This window comes from Achromobacter sp. 1014246743 (genome assembly GCF_059760725.1).
This window is the reverse complement of the sequence record NZ_JCBANA010000002.1, coordinates 1-25,832: the sequence shown is the minus strand read 5'-3', so window position 1 is coordinate 25,832 and position 25,832 is coordinate 1. Positions and strand designations below refer to the sequence as shown.

Sequence of the window (25,832 nt, the reverse complement as noted above, 5' to 3'; positions counted from 1 at the left end):
TATGTAACGGCGGCCCCGGGCGCGAGCCGGGCCGCCGCGGCGTATTCGGCTTACTGGGCCTTTTCGCGGATGGCGGGCCAGGCGCGCTGCAGGTAATACAGCATCGACCAGACCGTCAGCACCGCGGCTACGATGATCAGCACGTCGCCCAGCATCTTGGTGGATACGCCGTGGATGGGCTGGTTGTACAGCAGGCACGGAATCGCCACCATCTGGGCGGCGGTCTTGAACTTGCCCAGCCGGTGCACCGCCACGCTGGCGCTGGCGCCGATCTTGGCCATCCATTCGCGCAGCGCGGAAATCGTGATTTCGCGGCCGATGATGATGAGCGAAATGAACGCGTCGACCCGGCTCAGGTCCAGCAGCACGATCAGGGCAGCGCAGACCATCAGCTTGTCGGCCACCGGATCCAGGAACGCGCCGAACGCCGACGTCTGGTTCCAGCGGCGCGCCAGCCAGCCGTCGAACCAGTCGGTCAGCGCGGCGATGATGAAGGCCCAGGCGGCGAAAGAGTCGCGCACGGGCACCGACATCCAGCTTTCGGGCAGGTAAAACAACCCGACCACCAGCGGAATCATGGCGATCCGCAGCCAGGTCAGGATTATGGGTACGTTAATTGGCATAGTGTTCGTATGCTACATCACGCAGATGAATCCTAACCGCGCAGGGCTTCATAGATCCGCTCGGCCAGTTCTTCCGAAATGCCGTCCACCGACGCCAGGTCTTCGATGCTGGCCGACGCCACCCCCGAAAAGCCGCCAAACCGGGCCAGGAGGCGCTGGCGCCGACGCGCGCCGACACCCTCGATTTCCTCCAGCCGCGACACGTTGCGGGTCTTGGCCCGGCGCGCCCGCATGCCGGTGATGGCAAAGCGGTGGGCCTCGTCGCGCACCTGGGCAATCAGCATCAGCGCAGCCGATTCACCGCCCAGCGCCACGGGCGGGCGGTCGTCGGCGAACACCAGGGTTTCCAGGCCGACCTTGCGCCCTTCCCCCTTGGCCACGCCTACCAGGGTCTGGATGTCCAGCCCCAGTTCCACGAACACCTTGCGCGCCACCTCGACCTGGCCCTTGCCGCCGTCGATCAGGACCAGGCCCGGCATCTGGGCTTCGCCGTCGGCCACTTTGGCAAAGCGCCGCGTCAGCACCTGGCGCATGGCGGCGTAGTCGTCGCCCGGGGTAATGCCGGCAATGTTGTAACGGCGGTAGAGCGACGGCTGCATATCGTGGTGTTCGAACACCACGCAAGACGCCTGGGTGGCCTCGCCCGCCGTGTGGCTGATGTCGAAGCACTCGATGCGCAGGGCGTCCAGCGCCGTTTCGTCGGTGTCCAGGTCCAGCGCTTCGGCCAGCGCCAGCGTGCGCGCGGCGCGGGCGCCGGACTCGGTCAGGGCGCGGGCCAGCGCCATGTCGGCGTTTTTCTGTGCCTGTTCCAGCCAAGCGCGGCGGGTGCCTTGCGGCCGGGTCAGCACGCGCGACGGCCGCCCGCCGGCCTGCTCGACCAGCAGGTCGATCAGGCTGGCATCAGGCAAGGCGTGCGAACAGACCAGCACGGGCGGCAGCGCGTTGTCCGTGTAGTGCTGCGCCACGAAGGCTTCCAGCACCTGCGGCGCGGCCTCGCCCTCGGCATGGGTCGGAAAGAACGGCTTGTCGCCCAGGTGCCGACCGCCCCGCACCATGGCCAGGTTGACGCAGACCTTGCCGCCCGCAATGGCGATGGCGACGATGTCGGTGTCTTCGCCACTGACGTTTTCCATGGTCTGCTGGTGCAGCACGCGGGCCAGCGACCCCATCTGGTCGCGCAGCGCGGCCGCTTCCTCGAAGCGCAGCGCCTCGGCGGCTTCCAGCATGCGGGCCTCGATTTCGCCCATTACTTCCTTGGCCTCGCCGTTCAGAAAGCGCACCGCCCGCTGCACGTCCGACGCGTAGTCCCCTGCCTCGATGGCGCCCACGCAGGGCGCCGAACAACGGCCGATCTGGTGCAGCAGACAGGGGCGCGAGCGGTTGGCGAACACGGTGTCTTCGCAGGTACGCAGGCGAAACACCTTCTGCAGGATCTGGATGGTTTCGCGCACCGCCCAGGCATTGGGAAACGGGCCGAAATACTGGCCGCGCTTGTTGGTCGCGCCGCGGTAGTACGCAATGCGGGGCCAGTCATGGCCCGTGATCAGCAGGTACGGGTAGGACTTGTCGTCGCGAAACAGGATGTTGTATCGCGGCTTCAGGCTCTTGATGAGGTTGTTTTCCAGGATCAGCGCTTCGGCTTCCGAGCGCGTCACCGTGACCTCCAGCCGCGCCACCTTCGCCACCATCTGGGCGATGCGCGGGCTGGCCAGGTTCTTCTGGAAATACGACGAGACGCGCTTTTTCAGGTCGCGCGCCTTGCCGACATACATGACCTCGCCGGCCGCATCCAGGTGCCGGTACACGCCCGGCAGATGCGGCAGGTCAGCCAGGAACGATTTGAGATTGAAGTCGTCGGGCATTCTGGTAGCGGCTTTCCGCCTGCAGGGAGTCCCAGTCCAGCGCGTCGAAACGCGGCATCAGGCGGCGGATGCGGGCCACGGACTCGGGGGCATGGTCGACCTTCAGGCGCGCCAGCAATTCATCGGCCAGGTCGGGCCGGTTGCACACCAGCACCATGTCGCAGCCGGCGCCCAGCGCGGCGTTGGCGCGCGCCAGGATGTCGCCGGCCACCGACGCGCCTTCCATGGTCAGGTCGTCCGAGAACACCACGCCGTCATAACCCAGGCGGGTGCGCAGGATGTCCTGCACCCAGCGCTTGGAGAAGCCGGCGGGATGCTTGTCGACCTTGGGGTAGATGACGTGGGCCGGCATCACCGAGGGCAGCACGGCGTCGCCCAGCCAGGCATAGGGCGCGCCGTCGTCCTTGAGGATGCGTTCGAGCGGACGCGGATCGATGGGAATCTCGTGGTGCGAATCCGCCCCCACGAAGCCATGCCCGGGGAAATGCTTGCCGCAGGCCGACATGCCGGCCAGGGCCAGCCCCTGGATCAGCGCACGCGACAGCATCGTGACCACGCGCGGATCGTGATGGAAAGCGCGGTTGCCGATCACCTTGCTGACGCCGTAGTCCAGGTCCAGCACCGGGGTGAAGCTCATGTCCACGCCACAGGCGCGCAGCTCGGCGGCCAGCACGTAGCCGGCTTCGGTCGCCAGGCGCATGGCCGTCAGCGGATCGCGGTCCCACAGGGTGCCCAGGTCGCGCATCGCCGGCAAGGCGGTGAACCCGTCTTCGCGAAAGCGCTGCACCCGGCCGCCTTCGTGGTCGACCAGGATCAGCAGGCGCTCTTTGCGCGCCTTGTGGATCTGGCGAGTCAGCTCGGTCAGCTGGCGGCGGTTTTCGAAATTGCGGGCGAACAGGATCACACCGCCCACCAACGGGTGGCGCAGGCGCTTCTTTTCGTCCTTGGTCAGCACGGTGCCGGCCACATCGACCATCACGGGACCGGGCGGCAGTGCCCGGGATTTCTTCTTGGCCATCGGCTTGTCCTTCTGTATGTGTCTCGCAGACCCGCCGGCGCGGTCAGGGCTTGCGTTCGACCACCACGTAGGCGGCGGCCATGTCGGATTCATCGGTAATGGACACGTGCGCGGCGCCAAAGCGCTGCACGTACCATTCCAGCAGTTCAGGGGCGATCACCAGCACCGGCCGGCCGCCCGGCGCGTTCAGGGTCTGCACCCGGCGCCACGTCATGGGCATGCGCATGCCCAGGCCCACCGCCTTGGAAAAGGCCTCTTTCGCCGCAAAGCGGGTGGCCAGGAAGCGCACCCCGCGCACCGGATCGCGGGCCCGCCGCGCATGGAACTTCAGCAGTTCTTCGGGGCCCAGGATCTTTTCGGCGAAGCGGTCGCCGTGGCGCGCCAGGGCGCGCTCGATCCGATCGATACGCAGGAGGTCCATGCCGATGCCACCGATGGCGGCGGGCGGCGGGACGACAGGGGTGGATTCAGGTTGGGACATCGCTGCGGCGTCTGAAGGAAATGACAGCTGGGGCTTACAGCTGAAGGTTACAGCCGGGAATGACAGCGACCAGCTTAGCAGTTGGCGGCCGACCGCTGGCCATTGGCCATGGGCCGCCCGCGGTCAACGGCCGCGCACCGCTTCCAGTCGGGCCTGCACCATCAGGGCCTTCATGTCGCGCACCGCTTTTTCCCAGCCGTCGAACACCGCTTGCGCCACGATGGCATGGCCGATGTTCAATTCGGAGATGCCGTCCAGCGCCGCCACCGGCTTGACGTTGCCGTAATGCAGGCCGTGGCCCGCATTGACGCGCAGACCGTGGCGCAGGCCCTCGGCCACCGCCACGCGGATGCGCTGCAGTTCGGCCTGGGCGGCCTCGCCTTCGCTTTCGGCATAGGCGCCGGTGTGCAGTTCGATGACCGGCGCGCCGGCGCGGGCGGCGGCTTCGATCTGCACGGGGTCCGGATCGATGAACAGCGACACGCGAATGCCGGCCTCGGTCAAGAGGCCCACCGCATCGGACACGGCGGCAAACGCGCCCGCCACTTCCAGCCCGCCTTCGGTGGTGAGCTCGGTGCGTTTTTCAGGCACCAGGCAAACGTCGCTGGGCTTGACCGCGCAGGCGATCTCGAGCATTTCGGCCGTGACCGCGCATTCCAGGTTCATGCGGGTGCGCAGCACCGGCCGGATGGCGTAGACGTCGGCGTCCTGGATGTGGCGGCGGTCTTCGCGCAGATGCAGCGTGATCAGGTCGGCGCCGGCGTCTTCGGCGCGCAACGCCGCCGCCACCGGGTCGGGATAGGTCGTATGGCGCTGCTGCCGCAGGGTCGCGACGTGATCGATATTTACACCAAGTTCTATCATTGCACTTTCGTCGTTTCTTCCCAGCCGCCGCCCAACGCCTTGTAGAGTTCCACACGGTTGATCAACGCGGCCAGGCCGGTTTGCACCAGCGCGAGCTGGGCATTGAAAAAATCCACTTGCGCCGTCTGCACCTGCAGGTAGCTGTCGATGCCATTGGTATAGCGCAGATTCGACAGTTCCAGCGTGCGAGCCGACGAGTCCTGCAGCGCCCGCTGCGCATCCAGCTGCGCGCCGTAGGTGGCTTCGCCCGCCAGCGCGTCCGAGACTTCGCGGAACGCCTGCTGGATGGTCTGCTCGTACTGCGCCACCGCGATGTTGTCGCGCGCCTTCGCCAGGTTCAGGCCTTCGCGGATGCTGCCGCCGGCGAACAGCGGCGTGGTGATCGACGGCGAGAAGCTCCAGTAGCCCTGCCCGCCCTTGAACAGCGTATCCAGCGACGGGCTCGACACGCCCAGCAGGCCGGTCAGCGAAATGGTCGGGAAGAACGCCGCCCGCGCCGCGCCGATGTTGGCGTTGGCCGACTTGAGCTGGTTCTCGGCGGCCAGGATGTCGGGCCGGCGTTCCAGCAGATCGGACGGCAGGCCGGCCGGCACGCTGGCCAGCAACTGGTCGCGGCCAAACACCGCCGGCGCCGGCAGGTCGTCGGGCAACGGCGTGCCCAGCACCAGCACCAGCGCGTTGACGGCCTGGGCCTTGGCGCGCGCCAGCTGGGCCAGATCGGCCGAAGCCGTATCCAGCAGCGACTTGGACTGGTTCAGGTCAAGCTCGGACGCCACGCCGCCATCGAAACGGCGCTTGACCAGGTCGTAGGACTCTTGCCGCGACGCCAGCGTGCGCTGCGTGAGTTCCAGCTGGACCTCGGCGGCGCGCAGGTTGAAGTACGACTCGGCCACCGAACCGATCAGCGCGATGTGCGTGCTTTTCTGTGCCTGCTCGGTCGACAGGTATTGCTGGTACGCGGCCTCGGACAGGCTGCGCAGGCGGCCGAACAGGTCGATCTCGAACGTGGTCAGGCCGATGCCGGCCTGGTACGAACTGCTGATCGAGGACGAATCAGGGCCGCCCGGTCGCATGTTGCGCGGCAGATGCTGGCGCTGGCCCTGGATGCCGGCCCCGATGCTGGGCCACTGCGCGCCGCGCTGCACGCCGTACTGGGCGCGCGCTTCTTCGACGCGCTGCACGGCCACGCGCAGGTCGCGGTTGTTGACCAGCGCCAGTTCGATCAGGCGCTGCAGGCGCGCATCGCGGAAGAATTCGCGCCAGCCCAGGTCCGCCGCGGGCGTGCCCGTCTGCGGCGCCACCGCGTCGGCGGGCTGCGTGCCCAGCGACATGGGGTTGGCGTACGCACCGTACTGCACCTTGGGCTGGTCCGGGAAAGTGCCGGACACCGGCGCATCCGGACGCTTGTAGTCGGGGGCCAGCGAGCAGCCGGCCAATGCCACCGCCACGAAGGCGGACAAGGCGGTCTGTTTGAACATCAGGGCGCTCATTCCTTGCCCTCCTGGCCACCATTGTTGGGTTGAGCGGGTGCGGGCGTTGCCGGCGGGGTATCCGGCGGGGTCTGGCCCGCCGCCGCCTTCTTGGCCGCCTGCTCTTCTTCGAAGGCGCGCAGTTCGGCGCCCAACAGGCGCGGGCGGGTCTTGAACAGGCCCAGCACCACCACGAAGAAGGTCGGCACGAAGATCACCGCGAACGGCGTGGCGGCCAGCATGCCGCCCAACACGCCCAAGCCCACGGCACGTTGGCTGGCAGCGCCGGCGCCGGTGGCCATGGCCAGCGGCACCACGCCCAGGATGAACGCCAGCGACGTCATCAGGATCGGCCGGAACCGCAGGCGCGCGGCTTCCACCGCGGCCTCGTAAAGGCCCATGCCCCGCGCGTACTGATCCTTGGCGAATTCCACGATAAGAATGGCGTTCTTGGCCGCCAGCCCGATCACGGTCACCATGCCCACCTGGAAGTACACATCGTTGGACATGCCCAGCGCACTGACCAGCGCGACCGCGCCCAGCATGCCCAGCGGCACCACCAGCATGACCGAGATGGGAATTGCCCAGCTCTCATACAGCGCGGCCAGCACCAGGAACACGATCAGGAGCGACAGGCCCATCAGGATCGGGGCCTGGTTGCCGGCCTGGCGTTCCTGGTAGGACAAGCCCGTCCATTCGTAGCCGAAGCCCTGCGGCAACTGCGCCACCAGCTTCTGCATTTCTTCCATGGCCTGGCCGGTGGTGTAACCCGCCGCGGCGCTGCCGCCGATACGCATGGATTCATAGCTGTTGTAGCGCACCACCTGCACCGGGCCCTGCGACCACTTGGCCGACACGAACGTCGACAGCGGCACCATCCCGCCCTGCACGTTGCGGGCGTTCAGCTTGAGCACGTCGGACAGTTGCATACGGTAGGGCGCGTCCGCCTGCACCCAGATGTTCTGCATCCGGCCCAGGTTGGGGAACTTGCTCAGGTAGGCCGAACCGACCGCGGTGGAGATCAGCGAGGCCGCTTCGTCGAAGTTCACGCCCAGGGCAGCGGCCTTGTCGCGGTCGATGTCCAGCGTCAGCTGCGCGCCGGCCGACAGGCCGGTGATGCGCACCTGCGACAGCACCGGACTCTTCATGGCCATGCCCATCAGCTGGCCGGTGGCCGCGGCCAGCGCATCGGTACCCGCCGAGCCCCGATCCTGCAGGCGCAGGTCGAAACCGGTGGCGTTGCCCAGCGACGAGATCGCGGGCGGCACCAGCGTGAACACCATGGCGTCGTGCACGCCCATCAACTGCTTCTGGAACGCGTTGAACGCGATGGCGCCGGCGGAATCACCCTTGCCCTTGCGCTCCTTGAAGTCCTTGAGCGTGGTGAACGCGATAGCGGCGTTCAGGCCGTTGCCGTTGAAGCTGAAGCCCTGCACCGTGATGATGTTTTCCACCGCCGGAATGTCGCGGAAGTAGGCTTCGACCTCTTCGATGACCTGCACCGTGCGGTTGGCGCTGGCGCCCGTGGGCAGCTCGATGTTGCTGATGACGTAGCCCTGGTCTTCTTCAGGCAGGAACGACGACGGCAGGCGCAGGTACAGCCAGCCCAGCAGCAGCACCAGCACCAGGAAGGCCAGCATCATGCGCCCGCCCTTGTGCAGGATGCGGGACACCCAGTTCTGGTAACCGTGGGTGGTCGCGTCGAACTTGCGGTTGAACCAGCCGAAGAAGCCCTTCTTGTCGTTGTGGTGGCCCTTGGGCACCGGCTTCAGGATGGTCGCGCACAGCGCGGGCGTGAAGGTCAGGGCCAGCAGCGCCGAGAAGAAGATCGACACGGCCATGGCCACCGAGAACTGGCGGTAGATCACGCCCACGGACCCGCTCATGAAGGCCAGCGGCAGGAACACCGTCACCAGCACCAGCGTGATGCCGATGATGGCGCCGCTGATCTGCGGCATGGCTTTCTTGGTGGCCTCTTTGGGGGGTAACCCTTCCGTGGCCATGATCCGTTCGACGTTCTCGACCACCACGATGGCGTCGTCGACCAGAATCCCGATGGCCAGCACCATGGCGAACATGGTCAGCACGTTGATCGAGAACCCCAGCCCCAGCATGACCGCGAACGACCCCAGCATGGCCACCGGCACCACCAGCGCCGGGATCAGGGTGTAGCGCACGTTCTGCAGGAACAGGTACATCACCAGGAACACCAGCACCATGGCTTCGGCCAGGGTGTGCAGCACCTGCTCGATCGAGACCTTGACGTAGGGCGCGGTGTCGTAGGGGATGGCGTAGGTGATGTTGCCGGGGAAGTACTTGGACAGCTCGTCCATCTGCTGGCGCACGCCTTGGGCGGTGGCCAGCGCGTTGGCGTCGGGCGACAGCACGATGGCGAAGGCCGCCGTGGGCTTGCCGTTCAGGCGCGCGCCGAACTGGTAGTTGTCGGCGCCGACCTCGATGCGGGCGACGTCGCGCAGCAGCACCTTGGAGCCGTCGGTGTTGGCGCGCAGCACGATCTTGCCGAAACCTTCGACCGTGCTCAACTGGCCATTGGCCACCACGGTGGCGGTGATGCGCTGCGATTCGGGGTTGGGCGGCGCACCGATGCTGCCGCCGGACACCAGCACGTTCTGCGACGAAATGGCCTGGTTGACCTCGGCCATGCTCAGGCTGAAACCCACCAGCTTGGCGGGGTCGACCCAGATGCGCATGGCGCGCGGCGCCGCGAACAGCTGGAACTGGCCCACGCCGGCGACGCGCGACACCGGGTTCTGCACGTTGCGGGTGATGTAGTCGGCCAGCGCGGTCTGGTCCAGCGAGCCGTCGGTGGACGACAGCGTGACGATCATCAGGAAGCCGGTACTGGTCTGCTCGTACTTCAGGCCCTGCTGCTGCACGGCGGCGGGCAACTGGGCGATCACGTTGGACACGCGGTTCTGCACGTCCACCTGCGCCAGGTCAGGGTCGCGGCCCGGGGCGAAGGTGGCGGTGATGGTCGAGGTGCCGTAGGAATCGCTGACCGACTCGTAGTAGATCAGGCCCTTGGCGCCGTTGAGCTTGTCCTCGATGATACTGGTGACCGACTCGGCCACTTCCTTGGCCGACGCGCCCGGGTAGGTCGCGGTGATGGTGATGGCCGGAGGCGCCACGTCGGGGTACTGGGACACCGGCATGTTGGGAATCGCCAGCACCCCGGCAAGCAGGATGAACAGGGCGACTACCCAGGCGAAGATTGGTCGATCAATAAAAAATTGCGGCATGTGGGCTGACTCTGAAAGCGATGCTCACTAAAGAGGAACGCAGCGCGATGCGCTGCGGGCCGCTTACGATTTCTGGCCGGAGGCCTTGTCCTGGGGGGCCGGCTGGGCAGGCTGCGCGCCTGGCTCGGCGGGCTTGGCCCCGGGCTGTGCGGGGGGCTGGCCGCCCGCGGCGGGCTTGCCGCCGTTCTTGTTCCAGGGGCTGGCCTGCACCGGCGCGCCAGGACGGATCTTCTGGAAGCCCTCGACCACGACGACGTCGCCGGCCTTCAGGCCGCTGGTGATGATCCAGTCGTTGTTGACCGCGCCGCCGGTGGTGACGGGCAACTGTTCGATCTTGTTGTCCTTGACCAGCATCAGGCTTTGCGAGCCGTCGGCGGTACGCTGCAGCGCCTGCTGCGGCACCACCAGCGCCTGGTCGTTCACGCCCTGCTCCAGGCGCACGCGCACGTACATGCCGGGCAACAGGATGCCGTCGGGGTTGGGGACTTCGGCGCGCAGATTGACCTGGCCGGTGGACGGATCGACGGTGATGCCGGTGAACAGCAACTTGCCCGGCTTGTCGTATTCGGAGCCGTCTTCCAGCACCACGGTGGCGCGCGCGGCGTCCTTGCCCACCTGCTGCAGCTTGCCGCTGGCAAAAGCGCGGCGCAGCGTGGCCAGATCCGCGGTGGACTGGGTGAAGTCGACGTAGACCGGATCCAGTTGCTGCACCGTGGCCATCTGCGTGGCCGAGGTGGACTCGACCAGCGCGCCTTCGGTCACCAGGGGCTTGCCGATGCGGCCCGTGATGGGCGAGGTGACGTCGGTGTAGCCGAGGTTGATCGACGCGTTGTCCTGCGCGGCCTTGGCGGCGGCGACGTTGGCTTCGGCCTGGCGGTAGGACGCCACGGCGTTGTCGTATTCCTGCTTGCTGACGGCGTTGGCCTTGACCAGCGGGGCGTAGCGGTCGGCCAGCACCTTGGCGCTGAACAAGGTGGCCTGCGCCTGCTTGAGCTGCGCGGTGGCCTGATCGTAGGCGGCCTTGTAGGGCGCCGGGTCGATCTTGAACAGCAGTTGGTTTTCCTTGACGTCGCCGCCCTGTTCGAAGGTGATCTTCTGGACAATGCCGGTGACCCGCGAACGGATCTGGGCGTCGCGCACCGCGTCGACGCGACCGGGCAGTTCGGCCACGATGGGCGTGCGCTGGGGCTGGACGGTGATGACGCTGACCTGCGGCATGCCGGGGTTCATTTGCGGTTTTTCACCGCACCCCGCCAACAACAGCGCGAGGACGCCACCGGAAAAAGCCAGACCTGAGACACGTTTAGGCGAAAACCGCATTGAAACCCCCGCGAAGTTAACCGCGTCAAGCGACCGCAACAATGTAACGGCGATAGGTCGTCGCCGCGTCTGGTTGCCGAAGCGGGCCGCAGGTTTCGAAGGCCGACTCCGACCGCTGTATTTGACCGCAAACCCTGCCCGCGATCAAAACAAAACGCTGCGCGCCGTGCGTGACACGTGAATAGCCCGTTAATGTAACTCAGTTATTGGGGAAATCACTGATTTTCACAGCGCGATGGCGTAGTCGCCGCGCGGATTTACCACGCTTGAATCACAGGTCGGATATCTCTCGCAGATTGCCAAGAAAGACATAGCCCGCGCCATGCACCGTGTGCAGCGGCAGGCGGGCATCGAGATGTCGCACTTTGCGGCGAAGCCGGCAGATAGCGACGTTGAGCGTGCGCAGGTTGGTGCCCTGCCGGACCGCCATGAGTTCTTCGCGCAACAGCTCGCGGCGCGGATTGTGCAGCAGGCACTGGAAGCAGGCACGTTCGACCTCGGTCAGGTCGAGGCGGGCGCCAGCGGGGGTCAGCAGGGTCCAGCCGCGGTAGGCCAGGCTCCACCAGCCGTCGGTCGGGAAGGCCGTCGCGGCGGCCGGGTCGGCCTCGGCCGCGGCGGCACGCTTGGGTGCCGCCGCCGGCCGCGACGACGCGGTGGCTGCGACGGCGGGGGGTACGGAAGCGCGAGGAACGGGAACAGTCATGCCGGAGTCTCCACCGGGCAGGTCGCCGCCGGGAGGGAACGGCGATCCGCTTCCGGAACAAGGTTGCTAATCCTGCCGAAAGACTACCGGGCTTGCGGACGCTGTGCCCCCCGGCGACCCAGGAATAAGACTAGTCCTAGCAAAATTCCCTGCCGGAGCGGCCCGCTTGCGGTCAACCACATAGCGGGATGCCGCAAGACCTGCCGCTATGAGGTGTGCTTGCCGTTGCGGTGGATGTCGTGCGCGACGAAGCAGCTGTCCTGCGTGGGCCGCGCCAGGATGCCGGGCTTGGCCAGCGTGTTGCGGATGTCGGCCAGGCCCGATTCCCAGTGTTCGCGCATGGCCTCGGTGCCGAACTCGTAGTCCTTGGAAAAGCGCTCGCGGTGCTTGGACTCGTAGATCAGGTTGATGATGTTGGTGGCGGGCGTATTGGCCTGCTGGCGGATCTCTGCCAGTTCGGGCGCATTGCGGTCTTTTTCCGGCAATCTGTCCAGCAGTTGCTGCAGGCCATGACGCAGCTTCAGCACCCGCCGCAACTGATCGGTGACCATGCGGGTGCGGCTGGAATACTGGATGTCTTTCTGGCGCTCGGCCACCTCTTCGAGCGTGGTGGGCAGCCCGCCGCGGGCGGGCCAGAGATCCACCTGGAACGCCAGCGTATCGCGCATGGTGTCCGTGGTGAGCACCTGCGCCAGCGGGGTGTTGGACACCACGCCGCCGTCCCAGTAATGCTCGCCGTCGATCTCCACCGACGGAAAGCCCGGCGGCAAGGCGCCCGAGGCCATGATGTGCTCGGGCCCCAGCGTGTGCTTCTGGCTGTCGAAATAGGCGAAGTTGCCGCTGCGCACGTTCACCACGCCGAAGCTGGCACGCACCTTGCCCGCATTGAGCAGGTCGAAATCCACGTACTGGCGCAGGGTGGCGGCCAAGGGCGTGGTGTCGTAGAAGCTGGTGGACGCCGCGCCCTTGCCGTGCACCCAGTAGGGCGGCGGAAAGCGCGGTTTGAAAAAGCCTGGCTGGCCGGAAAACAGCGCCTGGAAGGCCGACAGCTGGCCATTCATGGCCGGCGAACCGAAGCCGAACGGGATGCCTTCGAACATGCCTGCCAGGGTGTCGCCCCAGGGCACGGACAGAAACCCCGCGGGCCGGCAGATGCTTTCCCAGAAACCGCGCAGCCGCTCCACCCGCTCGTCTTCGGGCGAACCGGCGATGATCGCCGCGTTGATCGAGCCGATGGAAATGCCGGAAATCCAGTTGGGCCGGATGCCTGCCTCATGCAGCCCCTGGTATACCCCCGCCTGGTACGACCCCAGGGCGCCCCCACCCTGCAGGACCAGGGCCACGGTTTCGTAGGGCGGCGTTGCGCCGGTGTCTGGGGTCAAGGCCTTGCGGCGTGTACTCATGCGGCGGTCCTTTTCATAGCGGCAAGCCCTAGGGCTTGCTCTTGTCCGGCAACTGCGGGGCGGCGACGCCGGCCCGGAACGGATACTTGGCGAAAATCAGTGCGACGGCCTTGTCGACGCTTTGCGCCGACGTCGCCATCTCGGGGTTCTGCACTTCCCCCACCGCCACGCCTTCCCACACCAACTGCTTGCGGCGCGGATCGATCAGGTCGATGTTGAGGGTGCCTTCGGTGTACTGATAGACGGTGTCGCCCCAGCCGTAGCCGGGCCAGCCACCATAGAAACCGCTGCGGTAGCCGTAGTAGGGCATGGGCGGCGGCGCTTCGGTGACCTGGGTCTTTTGCTGCAGCTTGCCGCTGAAGTTGACCAGCAGGTCGGGGTTGGACGCGCTGTAGACGTAGCCGCGCATTTCCATCTGGCCGCGGGTGGCGTCTTTCAGCCTTTCGGTCAGCAAGGTGCTGTAGCCGGCCTTGTCGGTGCCCAGCGGCGACATATAGCCGAAGGTGCGGTACTGCGCGAAATCGGCCTGGTGATCGTAATCACCCTTGACGGTGGGGCCAGAGGCGCACGCCGCCAGCAAGCCCGTCAAGGAACCCACGGCCAGCATTTTGAACGCTTTCATGTCGATCTCCGAAAAGGGGAACCCGCACACAGGGCGGGTCCGAGTGTCAACAGGCGTCAGGCGCATTCATAGTGCCGCGAAGCGGATAAAGTTTCAACAAGGAAGCATTCTCATTGGATCGACATCAAGCCGCAGTCGGCGCGGGCTCCATTACACTCGGGGGTCATTTCAGACCCAGACCAGAAGATACCTCCATGTTGGAACTCGACGGCTCGATTTGGTTTCGTTCCGGCGCCCAGAACTGGGGCGGAAAGAATCGCATAGACCTGCTGGCGCAGATCGATGCCACCGGCTCGATCACGGCCGCCGCCCGCGCGGTGGGCATGAGCTACAAGGGGGCCTGGGACGCCATCGACGCCATGAACAACCTGGCGGGCGAACCGCTCGTGCTGCGGGCGGCCGGCGGCAAGGGCGGCGGCGGCACGCGCCTGACCGACCGGGCGCGCAGCCTGATCGCCACCTTCCGGGCACTGGAAGCCGAACACCGCAAGTTCATGGACAACCTGGCGCGCGCGGGGCTGACGGCCAGCGGCGACATCGATTTGATGAGGCGATTCATGCTCAAGACCAGCGCCCGCAACAAACTCATGGGCACGGTGATGGAAGTGCGCACCGGCGCCGTCAACGACGAAATCCTGTTGCGCATTGCCGGCGGCCAGGTCATCACCGCCACCATCACCCGCGAAAGCACCCAGGAACTGGAACTGGCGCCCGGCAAGGAAGCCCTGGCGCTGGTGAAGGCATCGTCGGTGATCGTCGGCGCCCCCGGCCCCGGCCTGCGGCTGTCGGCCCGCAACCAGTTGGCGGGCACCATTGCGGCGGTGCGCGAAGGCGCGGTCAACAGCGAAATCCTGATCGACCTGGAAGGCGGCACCACGCTGGTGGCGATCGTCACCAACGAAAGCGCACAGGAACTGGGCCTGGGCGAAGGCGCCGCGGCGGTTGCCATCTTCAAGGCGTCCAGCGTGATCCTGGGCGTGTTGGACTGAGTCTGCTTTTCCCCGCCAGGCAATGAACGGCAGCGCGCCGCCGCCCTGCCCGCTCGCGGCTAGACGCCCACGTCTTCGTCGCGTCGGCGCACCTTGCCTTCGCGTACTTCGAACACCTCGTCGGCCAGCGCCTCGACGTCGGCGGGATCGTGCGTGATCAGCAGCATCGGCACATCCAGCTGACGCTGCAAGGCGTTCAATTCCTGGCGCATCTTGCCGCGCAGCTGCGAATCCAGCGCCGAAAACGGCTCGTCCAGCAGCAGGATGTCGGGCTTGAGCATCAGCGCGCGCGCCAGGGCGACCCGCTGCTTCTGGCCGCCGGAAATCTCGTTGGGATAGCTGCCGACGATGGCCCCCAGCTCGAAGGCGTCGACCCAGCGCCGCAACTCGGGCGATGCGTCACGGCGCGAGGGATTGAGCCAGCCGCGGCGCGTACCAAATGCAATGTTCTGCGCCACCGTCAGGTGCGGGAACAGCGCATAGTCCTGGAACAGGTAGGCCACCTTGCGGGCTTGCGGCGCCACATCGATGCGCGCGTCGGCGTCGAACAGCACGCGGCCATTGACCGCGATGCGGCCGGCGTCGGGCCGCAGCAGGCCGGCCACCGCCCGCAACGTCAGGCTCTTGCCCGCGCCCGATGGCCCGAACAGCGCGATGCGCTGGGCCGCCGACGAGAACGCCACGTCCAGCGAAAAATGCCGCTCGCCCGAGACCATCTGCTTGCGAATGCGCAGGTCGACGCCCATCAGGCGCCTCCGTTGCGGCGATTGGCGCGGACGGGCACCAGCTTGCCCGCGGCCAGCAGCACCACGATGCAGGTGATGGACGTCACCAGCACCAGGAAATTGGCCGTGGCGTCATCGCCCGCCTGCACCGCTTCGTAGATGGCGACCGACAGGGTCTGGGTGCGGCCCGGCAGGTTGCCGGCGATCATCAGCGTGGCGCCGAATTCGCCCAGTGCACGGGCAAAGGCCAGCAGCACGCCCGCCACGATGCCGCGCGCCGCCAATGGCAGCGTGACCCGGAAGAACACGCCCACCTCGCAGACGCCCAGCACCCGGGCCGCGCTTCCCAATTGCGCATCGACGTTCTCAAACGCGGCGCGCGCCGACTTGAACACCAGCGGAAACGCCACCACCGACGCGGCGATGACCGCGCCCTGCCAGGTGAACACGAGTTCGATGCCCCAGGCCGCCAGCTTTTCGCCCAGCACCCCGCGCCGGCCCAACAGGACCAGCAGGTAATAGCCCAGGACGGTGGGCGGCAGCACCAGCGGCAGCGTCAGGATGGCGTCCAGCAGGTCCCGCCCCGGCCAGCGCCAGCGGGACAGGCCGTAGGCCGCCGCCGTGCCGGCCAGGGTGGCCAGCAGCGTTGCCCAGCCGGCCACCTTCAAGGTCAGCAGCAGGGGCACCCAGACGGGATCGCTCATGACGCCTGCGATTCACATGTCAATGTCGACGCCCTGCCTCAGGGCTTCTGGAAGCCATGGCGCGACAGGATTTCCTGGCCGGCGGGCGACAGTACATAGGCCACGAAGCTTCGCGCTTCCTTGGCGGCGGCGTCGCGCGCGGTGACGGCAATCGGATAGGTCACCGGCGTTTGCGAGGGCACGCGCACGGCGACCTTGACCTTGTCCGGCATGACGGCCGCGTCGGTGGCGAACACGAAGCCCGCATCCACCTCGCCGCGCGACACGTAGTCCAGGCTCTGGCGCACGTTCTGCGCCAGCACGCTCTTGGCCTGCACGGCATCCCACAAGCCGGCGGCCTGCAGCGCGCCCTGCGTGTAGCGACCCACCGGCACCGAAGCCGGGTTGCCGTAGGCGATGCGCTTGACGTCGTCGCGCGTCAGGTCCTTGAGCGCGGCGATGTTGAGTTTGCTGTCAGTCGGCACGATCAGCACGATCTGGTTGGCCGCGAAGTCCACCCGCGATTCGGGCTTGACGGCCTTTTCCTCGACGGCCTTGTCCATCGCCTTCTGGTCGGCGGAGGCGAATACGTCGGCCGGCGCCCCCTTGACGATCTGCTGCAGCAGCACGTCGGAGGCGCCGAAGTTCAGGACCACCTTGGTGCCGGCATGTTCCTTTTCGTAGGCCTGCGCCACGTCCTTGAACGCATTGGTCAGGCTGGCCGCGGCGGACACCACCAGGTCGCCGGCATGGGCACTGGGGCCCCAGACGGCGGCCAGGGCCAGCGACACGGCCAGGATCGGGTGTTTGCGGAACATGGCACTCTCCTCGGACAAGATCAATCTCGGTAACGAAATATATATAGGTATATAACGCTCGTCAATTTGCGTCCGGTACCGGCTTGCGCCACGTCAAATGCCTGGGAATGAAGGGGGAAGCTCAGCCGCGGTCGACGGTGGTGACGCGCACCGTCCGGGGGGCCAGCGCCGCGCGCAGGCGTTCCAGCGCCCGTTCGGGCTGGGCGGCGCCGCACATGAAGATGTCCAGCGCCGCGAACTGGTGTTCGGGCCAGGAATGCACGCTGATATGGGATTCGCTCAGCATGACCACGCCGGTCACGCCCGCGCCGGCGCCGAAATGATGGAAATGCGCGCCCAGCACCTTGGCGCCCGCGGCCTGGGCGGCCTGCACCAGTTCACGTTCCAGCGCGGCGGCGTCGGCCAGCAGGCCGGCGTCCACGCCGCGGAAATCGGCCAGGATATGGCGGCCCGGGGTGGCATGCGGCGTGGCGGCCTGCGGCAGGTCCCGCTGCGTGGCGTCCCGAGGCATCACTTGTGCGATCCGCCCGACGACCAGCCCGAGCTGCCCGATGAACCGCCGCCCCAGCTGCTGCTGCCGCTGCTGCTGCCCCCGCTGGTGAAGCGGGCGCCGGGCGAGCTGGCGCCCGTGGCCGCCATGACCACGATCACGGCATAGATGGCATAGAGAAACTTGCCCATCGGCTAGTCGTCCTTTGCGGACATCTTGTCCGCGAGGCTGGCCGGCAGCCACAGAAACGCCAGGCCGATCACGATCGGCAGCAGGCGACCATTGAAGATATTGCCCAGGTTCAGGAACCCCATGGCGATCGTCGCGAACCAGGCCCACTTGCGATAGCCGCCCGACGTGCTCGTGCGCGGCATGGCTTTCTGCTTGGCCAGTTCGGGGTTGCCGAACCATTCGGCCAGTTGGGCCGGCGCCACCGGCCCCGAGGCAGACCAGCCCAGCTCGGCGGGCCCCAGTTCGCTGGTCAGCTTGAGGTTCCCGGCCTTGTAGTCGGTGATCTGGGTGCTGTCGCCCACCCGCACGCGCCAGTTGAAGGCGCCTAGCGCCAGCTCGACCCGCGAGGTGTAGTCGTACAGCTTCTGGTAGAGCTTGTTGCGCCAGCGCACGCTGGTCGCATTGTTGCGGCTGGGCCAGGTATCGCAGACCTGCACGCGTTCCCAGCCTTCGTCCGTTTCCACCAGCCAGATGAAGCCCTTGGCCGGGTTGAACAGCAGGTATTCGATCCAGTCGGACGGTTCTTCGGGATCCGGGTCGGCGCACTTCATCAGGCCGATCAGGGTGAAGGTGGCGCCGTCGATCTTGGCGGTGGCGCCCAGCGCCAGCGTGGTCTTGATGGCCTTGAGCTTCTGCGCCTTGGCGATGACCTGGGCGGTCTCGCCCGCGCAATCGACCGTGGCGGTGCAAGACGGGCAGACCACCTGGGTGGCCATGGCCGCGACAAAGCTGATGGGCGCGCCGCAACTGGGGCAGTCCAGCGCCTTGATCTGGCCGCGGAAACGCCCGGCGGTTTCCTCGACCTGCTCGTTCGAGCGCAGCGTGGCCGCCTGCATGCCTGCCAGGTCGAATGCCTTGCCGATATACAGCTCGGGCTCCGGCCCGTCGGAAAAATCCAGCGTCAGGAAGGCGTCGATGCTGCGGTAGTCGGCCACCTTGGCTTCCCAGCCGTCACCCGGCACGAACGGCAGTTCGCCCTGCGCGCCGCCGGCGCGGCAGCTGCGCACGTCCGACGCCGAAAAGCGCTGGCCATCCAGCTTCAGTTCATCGCCCGGCGAGATGTCGGCGAACGCCGGCATGCCCTGGGTCGACTTGACCTTGCGGCGGCGGGTAATGGCGTATTGCCCCGACGCGTCCGACAGCCAGCCGTCGGAACCGTCGTCGAACCACAGGTACCACTCGTTCCAGAAGCCGTCCTCGTAACGCAGCTGGATGCGGCCGATCAGGTCGAAGCGCTTGCCTTCGAACTGGCCGGCGGCGCCCAGGCACAGCGGCGAGTAGTCTTCCAGCACATCCGCGGTTTCGCCGATGCGCTTGACCGATTCGGCATCCTTGAGCAGCGTGCTGCGGCACGCGCCGCACACCGCCATGACCGAGGCCGTGGACGTGAACTTGACGGGCGCTCCGCATTGCGGACACAAGACCTGCTGCATGGACGTTCGGCGCTCAGCTGGTGAGTTTCTTGAGCACCTCGGCCTTGGCCGAGTCGTAGTCGGCCGGCGTGATCAGGCCCTTGTCCAGCAGATCTTTCAGCTGCTGCAAGCGCTGCACGGGGTCGCTCCCGGCCGCCGCCCCTGCGGCAGCCCCGGCGGCGCCCGCCGCCGCGGCCTGCGCCGGCTGGCCCGGGGCCTGCCCCACGCCCAGCCCGGCCGCCATCGTCTGGCCCAGCGCCGCGCCGGCCGCCAGGCCCGCGCCGATGCCGGCGATGCCGCCTTCGTTCTGCGCCGCCAGCGGGATGGACGTGGCTGTCTGGTATTGGGTGAACTTGCCCAGGTCGCCGGCCATGCCCATCGAGATCCGGGTATCCAGCGCCTTCTGCAATTCTTCGGGCAACGACACGTTTTCGACGGTGAAGTTGTCCAGCTTGACGCCGTAGCGGTCGAACACCGGCGCCAGTTGCTCGCTGATGCTTTGCGACATCAGGCCCTGGTTTCCGGCGATGTCCAGGAACGGCACTTTCGAGCTGCCCAGCGCCGTCGTCATGGCGGCGACCACCATGTTGCGCAGCTGCAATTCCAGGTCGTCGACGGTATAGACGTCGCGCGTGCCGCTGATTTCGCGGTAGAACTTGGCCGGGTCGGTGATCTGGTACGAATACACGCCGAAGGCGCGCAGGCGCACCATGCCGAATTCGCTGTCGCGCAGCGTCACCGGCTGCGCCGTGCCCCAGCGCCGGCCCAGTTGCAGGCGGGTGCTGAAAAAGATGACGTCCGACTTGAAGGGCGACTCGAACAGCTTGTCCCAGTTCTTCAGGTACGTCAGGACCGGCAGCGTCTGCGTCGTCAGCTTGTACATGCCGGGGCCGAACACGTCGGCCACCTTGCCTTCGTTGACGAACACGGCCATCTGCGACTCGCGCACGGTCAGGCTGGCGCCGTACTGGATTTCAAAATCCTGCATCGGATGACGCCAGGCCAGCACGCCGTCGCCGTCCTCGTTCCATTGCAGGATGTCGATAAACTGCTTGCGGATAAATGAACCGAGACTCATGGCAAGTTCTCCTGTGTCAGATCGGAATCAGCGCGCCGGGCCGGATCAGGTCAGGCAGGCGGCGTTGACCACGCCGGCGGCCAGCGAGATCGAACCGATCAGGCCGCCCATGGCGATGTTGTTTTCTTCGATGGCCTCGTTCAGGCCGCGGATGGCCCGCGCCATGACCGCATAGACGACCAGTTGCACCGCCATGGCGGCCACGCCCCAGACCACGAACATGATGAAGCTGGCGTGAATGGCGATGCTGGAGCACAGCGTGAAGGAAAAACCCACCAGCGCGCCGCTATAGGACAGCACCGCGGCGATATTGCCTTCGCGGATCAGTTCGAATTCCTTGTAGCGCGTCACGGTGGTGTAGACCAAGGTGAACACGCCAAGCATGACCAGTGCCGAGACAATGTAGATCAGATAGGTCACGGCCGGATGCATCGCTTCTCCCATATTCGCCCCCTTCAGGCCCTAATTGCGCGCAGTATATACGGCGGCTTCGATATACTGCGAACGCATTTTCTGAGTCGGAACCCCCATGCGCGACCGCGTTCTCATCCTGTCGGTATTGATCGTCGCTTCCTGCGGCTTGGGCTACGAGCTCATCAGCAGCGCACTGGCCAGCTATCTGCTGGGCGATTCCATCCTGCAATTCTCGTCCGTCATCGGCTGTTATCTGTTCGCGATGGGCATCGGATCGTGGTTGTCAAAATATGTAAAAGACGACGACGTTTTGAATCGGTTCATCGATGTCGAACTGGCCGTCGCCTTGTTGGGCGGGGTCTCCGCCGCCGTCCTGTTCCTGGTGTTCGCCTGGCTGTCGGCGCCCTTTCGCGCCGCGCTGTACGTCGGCGTCTTCATCATCGGCCTGATGGTGGGCATGGAAATCCCGCTGGTGATGCGCGTCTTCAACCAGCGCAAGACGGAATTTCGCGAAATCGTCAGCCGCGTGCTGACCTTCGATTATCTTGGCGCGCTGGCCGTGTCGCTGGTCTTTCCGTTGCTGCTGGCGCCCAAGCTGGGGTTGCTGCGCACCGGGTTCCTCTTCGGCATCCTGAACGCCAGCGTGGCGCTCTGGACCACCTGGCTGTTCCGCGCCGAAGTGCGCCGCCCGGCCGAGAAAGCCATTCGCGGCAGCGTGGTGCTGGGCCTGCTGGCGCTGGGCTTTGCGTTCTCGGGCCAGATGACCGGCTGGGCCGAAAAAGGCCTGTACGGCGACGACGTGGTGCATGCCGAGACCACGCCCTACCAGCGCCTGATCGTGACCCGCTGGCACGATGACCTGCGCCTGTACATCAACGGCAACCTGCAGTTCTCGTCGCGCGACGAACACCGCTATCACGAGTCGCTGGTGATTCCCGGCCTGCAGGCGCTGCCGTGGGCCCGCAACGTGCTGGTGCTGGGCGGCGGCGACGGCCTGGCAGTGCGCGAGATCCTGAAGTTCAAGCACGTCGAGCACGTGACCCTGGTCGACCTGGACCCGGCCATGACAGGCCTGTTTTCGCGGTCAGAACCGCTGACGCGGCTGAACCAGAACTCGTTGACGGACCCGCGCGTCACCGTCATCAACGACGACGCGGGCCGCTGGCTGGAAAGCCACGCCGAGGTCTATGACTACATCGTGGTCGACTTTCCCGACCCGTCCAACTTCGGCCTGGGCCGGCTGTATTCGGTGCCGGTCTACCACCTGATGGCGCGCCATCTGGCCGAGAACGGCTACATGGTCATCCAGTCCACCTCGCCCTACTTCGCGCCGCGCTCGTTCTGGAGCGTGGACGCCACGCTGAAGGAAGCCGGCCTGAACACCTGGCCGTACCACGCCTACGTGCCGTCGTTCGGCGACTGGGGCTTCATCCTGGCCGGCAAGCGGCGCGACTACACGCCGCCCACGGCGATTTCGGTGCCCACCCGCTACCTGGACCCGGCCACGCTGCGCGAGCTGTTCCACTTTCCCGCCGACATGCCGGCGCTGGCCATGCCGCCGAACCGCCTGAACGAGCAATCGCTCGTGCGCTACTTCGACGAGGACTGGCGCAAGGTCATCCGCTGATGCGCCGCCGCACTTTCCTGTTGGGCGCGGCCACCGCCGCGGCGGCGGGCACGGCGGGCTATTACCGGTCACGCATCGTCGAGACCACGCCCGAGGTGCGCTACCCCGGCATGCAGGCGGGCCACGCGCTGCGCGACGGCACCGCGCTGCCGGCGTCATCCGGCACCCGCCAAAGCCAGGTGGCGATCCTGGGGTCCGGCGTGGCCGGCCTGTCCTGCGCCTGGAAACTGGCGCGCGAGGGCCATACCGATTTCGTGGTGGTGCAAGGCCCGGAATACGGCGGCAACGCCGCGGCCGGCGTGCGCGACGGGCTGGACTATCCGCTGGGCGCGCACTACCTGCCGCTACCCTCGATGCAGTCCACCCACGTGCGCGAGATGCTGGCCGACTTCGGCATCGCCGAGCGCGATGCCTACGCCGCGCGGCCGTATTACGACGAAGCCATCCTGGCGCATTCACCGCAAGAACGCCTGCTGCGCGGCGGCCACTGGGAAGACGGCCTGCTGCCCATGACCGGGCTGCCCGACGGCCACGCCGAGCAACACCGCAAGTTCCTGGCGCAGGTGGATGCGTTGCACGGGCAGGTCGGCAACGACGGCCGCAAGGTCTTCTGCATTCCCATCGCCCTGTCCTCGCGCGACCCCGCCTGGCGGGCGCTGGACACCCTGACTTTCAAGGCCTGGCTGGAACGCGAAGGCTATACCTCGCCCGCCCTGCACTGGTACCTGAACTACTGCTGCCGCGACGACTACGGCGCCCAGTACGACGTGGTGTCGGCCTGGGCCGGCCTGCACTACTTCGCCAGCCGCGACGGCCATGCCGCCAACGCCGCCGAAGGCGCGGTGCTGACCTGGCCCGGCGGCCTGGCGCCGCTGGTGCAACGCCTGCACGACGCGATCAGCGCCCGCCTGGGCCATGGCAACTGGCTGTTGCCCGGCACCGCCATGCGGCTGCGCGAAACGCCCGCCGGCCCGCAGATCGACTGCCTGGCGCCCGGCCCCACCCCAGCCGTCTACACGCTGCAAGCGCGACGCGCCGTCTGCGCCATGCCGCTGTTCGTGGCCCAGCACATCCTGCCGGACATCCGCGCCTATGGCTACGATCCGGCGGTGCATGCCTCGCCGCATGCGCCCTGGCTGGTGTCCAACTTCGTCATGGATGGCTATCCGCGCGAGGCGCCCGGCGAACCGCTGTCGTGGGACAACGTGGTCTACCAGGGCCAGGCGCTGGGCTACGTGGTGTCGACGCACCAGTTGCTGCGGGTGGCGCGGTCACCGCGCACGGTCTTCACCGCCTACGATGCGCTCAGCGGCAAGACGCCGCAGGCCACGCGCCAATGGCTGGCCAGCGCCCGCCCCGAGGCCCTGCGCGACGAGGTGGCAGCCGACCTGGTGGCCGCCTACGGCGACGAGTTCTGGCGCCACGCACGCCAGCTCGAAATCACGGTGCGCGGCCACGCCATGGCCTCGCCCTATTGCGGCTACCTGTCCAACCCCGGCCTGGCGGCGCTGCGCGACGTGGATGGCCCGGTGCTGTTCGCCCACGCCGACCTGTCCGGCTATTCGGTCTTCGAGGAAGCCGCGTGGTGGGGCGTGACGGCGGCCGGGCGCATCCTGGGGCAACGCCCGGCGACGTGAAGGCGATGGCCGGGCGGCCCTGGCGCGGCGCGTCCGTCCGCGCGATGGCTTGATCCGCCCCGCTGCCCTACAATCGCCGGCGGGTCCCTTTGACCCTAGCCCGAGACCCGAAAAAACGATGGGAAAGCCAGTCATTGTGCTTGGCGCCGGCATGGTCGGCGTCTGCTGCGCGCTGGAACTGCAGCGCCGCGGCATGGATGTCACCCTGGTCGACCGCCAGGCCCCCGGCCAGGAAACCTCGCACGGCAATGCCGGCGTGCTGGCCCGAAGTTCCCTCATGCCGTTCAACCATCCCGGCCTGTGGCGCCAACTGCCCCGGCTGCTGCGCAACGACACGGTTCAATTCCGCTACCGCCCCGGCTACCTGGCCCGCAACCTGGGCTGGGCCGCCAGCTTCCTGTGGCGCGCCCGGCCCTCGGTGTTCCAGGAAACGGCGACGGCCCTGGACAGCCTGATCCGGCTGTCGGCCCCCGAGCACCAGCGTCTGCTGGCCGAAGCGGGCATCAGGCATCGGTTGCGCGATACCGGCTGGATCTTCCTGTTCCGCAGCGAAGCGGCCTGGCAAGGCAGCGCGTTGGCGCGCAGCGCCTATGCCCGCCACCAGGTGCCGACCCAGGCGCTGGACCCGGCCGAGCTGGCCCGGCTGGAACCCGCCCTGGCCCCGATATTCGCACGCGCGCTGTGGATCCAGGGCTCGTACTCGGTGGACGATCCGCAGGCGGTGGTCCGTGCCTATGCCGCCCTGTTCCAGCGGTCGGGGGGCACCTTCAAGCCTCTGCGGGCGGCCGCCATCCGCCGTGATGTCGATCGCTGGACCGTGCAAGGCGACCAGGGGTCCGACTCGCTCAGCGCACCCGCCCTGGTGGTGGCGCTGGGCCCGTGGTCCAAGGCGCTGCTCAAGACCACCGGCATCGACCTGCCCATGGCGTTCGAACGCGGCTATCACATGCATTACGCGCCCGGCAGCGGCCCGGCGCTGGGCCGGCCCGTGTACGACACCGGCGGCGGCTACGTGCTGTCGCCCATGGCCCGCGGGCTGCGCCTGACCACCGGGGTCGAACTGGACGACTGCGAGGCCCCCGCCCGACCGGTGCAGCTGGACCTGGCGGAAACCCGCGCCCGCGAGGCGCTGGACCTGGGCGCGCGACTGGATTCGCAGGCCTGGCTGGGCCGCCGCCCCACCCTGCCGGACAGCCGCCCGATGATCGGCCAGGCGCCGCGCCACCCCGGCCTGTGGCTGGCGCTGGGCCACCAGCACATCGGTTTCAGCACCGGGCCAGGCACGGCAAGCATATTGGGCGAACTGATGTCCGGCGAGGGCGGCGAGCGTCACGCCGCCTTCCGCCCCGGCCGATTCATCTGAGGCCTGCACAGAGCAAGGACACTCCCATGCGCAACCCGGGCTTTCTTGGCGTGCTGATGCTGGACACCCGCTTTCCGCGGCCGCCTGGCGATGTCGGCAACATCCAGACCTACGAACGCGCCGGCATCCCCGTACGCTTCGTCACGGTGCAGGGCGCCTCGCCACGCAAGATCGTGCAAGACGCCGACCCGGCCTTCCTGCAGCCCTTCATCGATGCCGCCGTGGGCCTGGCGCGCGACGGCGCGGCGTTGATCTCCACCAGTTGCGGCTTCCTGGCCAAATACCAGTCGGCGCTACAGGCCGCCGTGCCCGTGCCGGTGGTGACGTCCAGCCTCCTGCAATGCCGCGGGCTGGCGCGCGTGGGCATCGTCACCTTCGATGCGCAATCGCTGTCGCGCGGCATTCTGGATGCGGTCGACGTGCCGGCCAATGCCATCGTCGAAGGGCTGGCGCCCGGCTGCGAGATGCATGCACGCATCCTGGAAAACAGCCCCGTGATGGACCTGAGCGAGGTCGAACGCAACGTGGTGGATGCCGCCGCCCGCCTGGCGGCGCGGGCGCCCGGCCTGACCGACATCGTGCTGGAATGCACCAACATGCCGCCCTACCGCGACGCCGTGGCGCGCGCCACCGGCCTGCCGGTGCACGACATCGAAACGCTGCTGATCAAGACCTGGCGGGGCCTCGCGGCCTGACCGGCCCGCCATGAAAAACGCCCGCTGCGGGCCTCGGGTCGAGGC

24 protein-coding genes are annotated in these 25,832 nt (G+C 67.2%); 5 read left to right on the top strand and 19 right to left on the bottom strand.

Annotated features, from left to right (window positions below; translation table 11 throughout):
• Positions 1-50 precede the first annotated feature (50 nt).
• From pgsA to AC6LJ2_RS01130, 11 genes are all read right to left on the bottom strand, one after another.
• On the bottom strand, positions 51-623 hold the full coding sequence (pgsA, locus tag AC6LJ2_RS01180; RefSeq protein WP_492266684.1) for a CDP-diacylglycerol--glycerol-3-phosphate 3-phosphatidyltransferase: 573 nt from the start codon (positions 621-623) through the stop codon (positions 51-53).
• A gap of 32 nt (positions 624-655) precedes the next feature.
• On the bottom strand, positions 656-2,485 hold the full coding sequence (gene uvrC, locus AC6LJ2_RS01175; protein ID WP_263912335.1) for an excinuclease ABC subunit UvrC: 1,830 nt from the start codon (positions 2,483-2,485) through the stop codon (positions 656-658).
• Positions 2,448-3,503, bottom strand: coding sequence for a beta-N-acetylhexosaminidase (nagZ, locus tag AC6LJ2_RS01170; RefSeq protein WP_445657176.1), 1,056 nt, complete (start codon positions 3,501-3,503; stop codon positions 2,448-2,450). The genes uvrC and nagZ overlap by 38 nt, the downstream gene beginning before the upstream one ends.
• A 43-nt stretch (positions 3,504-3,546) precedes the next feature.
• Complete coding sequence (gene acpS / locus AC6LJ2_RS01165; RefSeq protein WP_263912338.1) at positions 3,547-3,984, bottom strand: holo-ACP synthase; 438 nt, start codon at positions 3,982-3,984, stop codon at positions 3,547-3,549.
• Positions 3,985-4,107: 123 nt separating this feature from the next.
• Entirely contained in the window at positions 4,108-4,848 is a 741-nt protein-coding gene (gene pdxJ, locus AC6LJ2_RS01160) for a pyridoxine 5'-phosphate synthase (RefSeq protein ID WP_263912339.1), read from the bottom strand.
• Complete coding sequence (locus AC6LJ2_RS01155; RefSeq protein ID WP_263912340.1) at positions 4,845-6,338, bottom strand: efflux transporter outer membrane subunit; 1,494 nt, start codon at positions 6,336-6,338, stop codon at positions 4,845-4,847. The genes pdxJ and AC6LJ2_RS01155 overlap by 4 nt, the downstream gene beginning before the upstream one ends.
• Positions 6,335-9,577, bottom strand: a complete 3,243-nt coding sequence (locus AC6LJ2_RS01150; RefSeq protein WP_498150564.1) for an efflux RND transporter permease subunit — start codon at positions 9,575-9,577, stop codon at positions 6,335-6,337. The genes AC6LJ2_RS01155 and AC6LJ2_RS01150 overlap by 4 nt, the downstream gene beginning before the upstream one ends.
• 63 nt (positions 9,578-9,640) lie before the next feature.
• Positions 9,641-10,897: an efflux RND transporter periplasmic adaptor subunit gene (locus AC6LJ2_RS01145; RefSeq protein ID WP_263912342.1), complete on the bottom strand. Its 1,257-nt coding sequence runs from the start codon at positions 10,895-10,897 to the stop codon at positions 9,641-9,643.
• A gap of 271 nt (positions 10,898-11,168) precedes the next feature.
• Entirely contained in the window at positions 11,169-11,600 is a 432-nt protein-coding gene (locus AC6LJ2_RS01140; RefSeq protein ID WP_263912343.1) for a helix-turn-helix domain-containing protein, read from the bottom strand.
• 206 nt (positions 11,601-11,806) lie between these two features.
• Entirely contained in the window at positions 11,807-13,003 is a 1,197-nt protein-coding gene (locus tag AC6LJ2_RS01135) for a DUF3734 domain-containing protein (RefSeq protein ID WP_263912344.1), read from the bottom strand.
• 28 nt (positions 13,004-13,031) lie between these two features.
• The gene (locus AC6LJ2_RS01130; RefSeq protein ID WP_263912345.1) at positions 13,032-13,625 is read right to left on the bottom strand and encodes a DUF4136 domain-containing protein; all 594 of its coding nucleotides are present in this window, start codon (positions 13,623-13,625) and stop codon (positions 13,032-13,034) included.
• A gap of 194 nt (positions 13,626-13,819) precedes the next feature.
• Here AC6LJ2_RS01130 and AC6LJ2_RS01125 point away from each other — a divergent pair, with 194 nt between their 5' ends.
• Positions 13,820-14,614, top strand: a complete 795-nt coding sequence (locus AC6LJ2_RS01125; protein ID WP_445657179.1) for a TOBE domain-containing protein — start codon at positions 13,820-13,822, stop codon at positions 14,612-14,614.
• A gap of 59 nt (positions 14,615-14,673) precedes the next feature.
• Here the strand turns inward: AC6LJ2_RS01125 and AC6LJ2_RS01120 are convergent, their stop codons facing one another.
• From AC6LJ2_RS01120 to AC6LJ2_RS01085, 8 genes are all read right to left on the bottom strand, one after another.
• A complete protein-coding gene (locus tag AC6LJ2_RS01120) occupies positions 14,674-15,360 on the bottom strand; it encodes an ATP-binding cassette domain-containing protein (protein WP_498150563.1) in 687 nt (228 codons plus the stop codon).
• Positions 15,360-16,043, bottom strand: coding sequence for a molybdate ABC transporter permease subunit (modB, locus tag AC6LJ2_RS01115; RefSeq protein ID WP_498150562.1), 684 nt, complete (start codon positions 16,041-16,043; stop codon positions 15,360-15,362). The genes AC6LJ2_RS01120 and modB overlap by 1 nt, the downstream gene beginning before the upstream one ends.
• A gap of 38 nt (positions 16,044-16,081) precedes the next feature.
• Positions 16,082-16,840, bottom strand: coding sequence for a molybdate ABC transporter substrate-binding protein (modA, locus tag AC6LJ2_RS01110; RefSeq protein ID WP_498150561.1), 759 nt, complete (start codon positions 16,838-16,840; stop codon positions 16,082-16,084).
• A gap of 121 nt (positions 16,841-16,961) precedes the next feature.
• Positions 16,962-17,351 (bottom strand): adenosylmethionine decarboxylase, encoded by a 390-nt coding sequence (gene speD, locus AC6LJ2_RS01105; RefSeq protein WP_263912436.1) that lies wholly within the window; start codon positions 17,349-17,351, stop codon positions 16,962-16,964.
• Positions 17,351-17,521 carry a hypothetical protein gene (locus AC6LJ2_RS01100; protein ID WP_498150560.1) on the bottom strand — a complete coding sequence of 57 codons (171 nt, stop codon included), beginning with the start codon at positions 17,519-17,521 and terminating at the stop codon, positions 17,351-17,353. Before AC6LJ2_RS01100 ends, speD begins: the two co-directional genes overlap by 1 nt.
• 3 nt (positions 17,522-17,524) lie before the next feature.
• Positions 17,525-18,994 (bottom strand): DUF4178 domain-containing protein, encoded by a 1,470-nt coding sequence (locus AC6LJ2_RS01095; protein ID WP_263912356.1) that lies wholly within the window; start codon positions 18,992-18,994, stop codon positions 17,525-17,527.
• A gap of 13 nt (positions 18,995-19,007) precedes the next feature.
• Positions 19,008-20,051, bottom strand: a complete 1,044-nt coding sequence (locus AC6LJ2_RS01090) for an SPFH domain-containing protein (RefSeq protein ID WP_263912357.1) — start codon at positions 20,049-20,051, stop codon at positions 19,008-19,010.
• 45 nt (positions 20,052-20,096) lie between these two features.
• Complete coding sequence (locus AC6LJ2_RS01085) at positions 20,097-20,483, bottom strand: DUF350 domain-containing protein (RefSeq protein ID WP_263912437.1); 387 nt, start codon at positions 20,481-20,483, stop codon at positions 20,097-20,099.
• Between the two features lie 97 nt (positions 20,484-20,580).
• Here AC6LJ2_RS01085 and AC6LJ2_RS01080 point away from each other — a divergent pair, with 97 nt between their 5' ends.
• The 4 genes from AC6LJ2_RS01080 to AC6LJ2_RS01065 all read left to right on the top strand — a co-directional run bounded on the left by AC6LJ2_RS01080 (position 20,581) and on the right by AC6LJ2_RS01065 (position 25,787).
• Positions 20,581-22,092 carry a polyamine aminopropyltransferase gene (locus tag AC6LJ2_RS01080; RefSeq protein ID WP_263912358.1) on the top strand — a complete coding sequence of 504 codons (1,512 nt, stop codon included), beginning with the start codon at positions 20,581-20,583 and terminating at the stop codon, positions 22,090-22,092.
• Positions 22,092-23,729 carry an NAD(P)-binding protein gene (locus AC6LJ2_RS01075; RefSeq protein WP_498150559.1) on the top strand — a complete coding sequence of 546 codons (1,638 nt, stop codon included), beginning with the start codon at positions 22,092-22,094 and terminating at the stop codon, positions 23,727-23,729. The genes AC6LJ2_RS01080 and AC6LJ2_RS01075 overlap by 1 nt, the downstream gene beginning before the upstream one ends.
• A 118-nt stretch (positions 23,730-23,847) precedes the next feature.
• Positions 23,848-25,092 carry an NAD(P)/FAD-dependent oxidoreductase gene (locus AC6LJ2_RS01070; protein WP_498150558.1) on the top strand — a complete coding sequence of 415 codons (1,245 nt, stop codon included), beginning with the start codon at positions 23,848-23,850 and terminating at the stop codon, positions 25,090-25,092.
• A 26-nt stretch (positions 25,093-25,118) separates the two neighbouring features.
• Positions 25,119-25,787, top strand: coding sequence for an aspartate/glutamate racemase family protein (locus tag AC6LJ2_RS01065; protein ID WP_498150557.1), 669 nt, complete (start codon positions 25,119-25,121; stop codon positions 25,785-25,787).
• Positions 25,788-25,832: the final 45 nt, after the last annotated feature.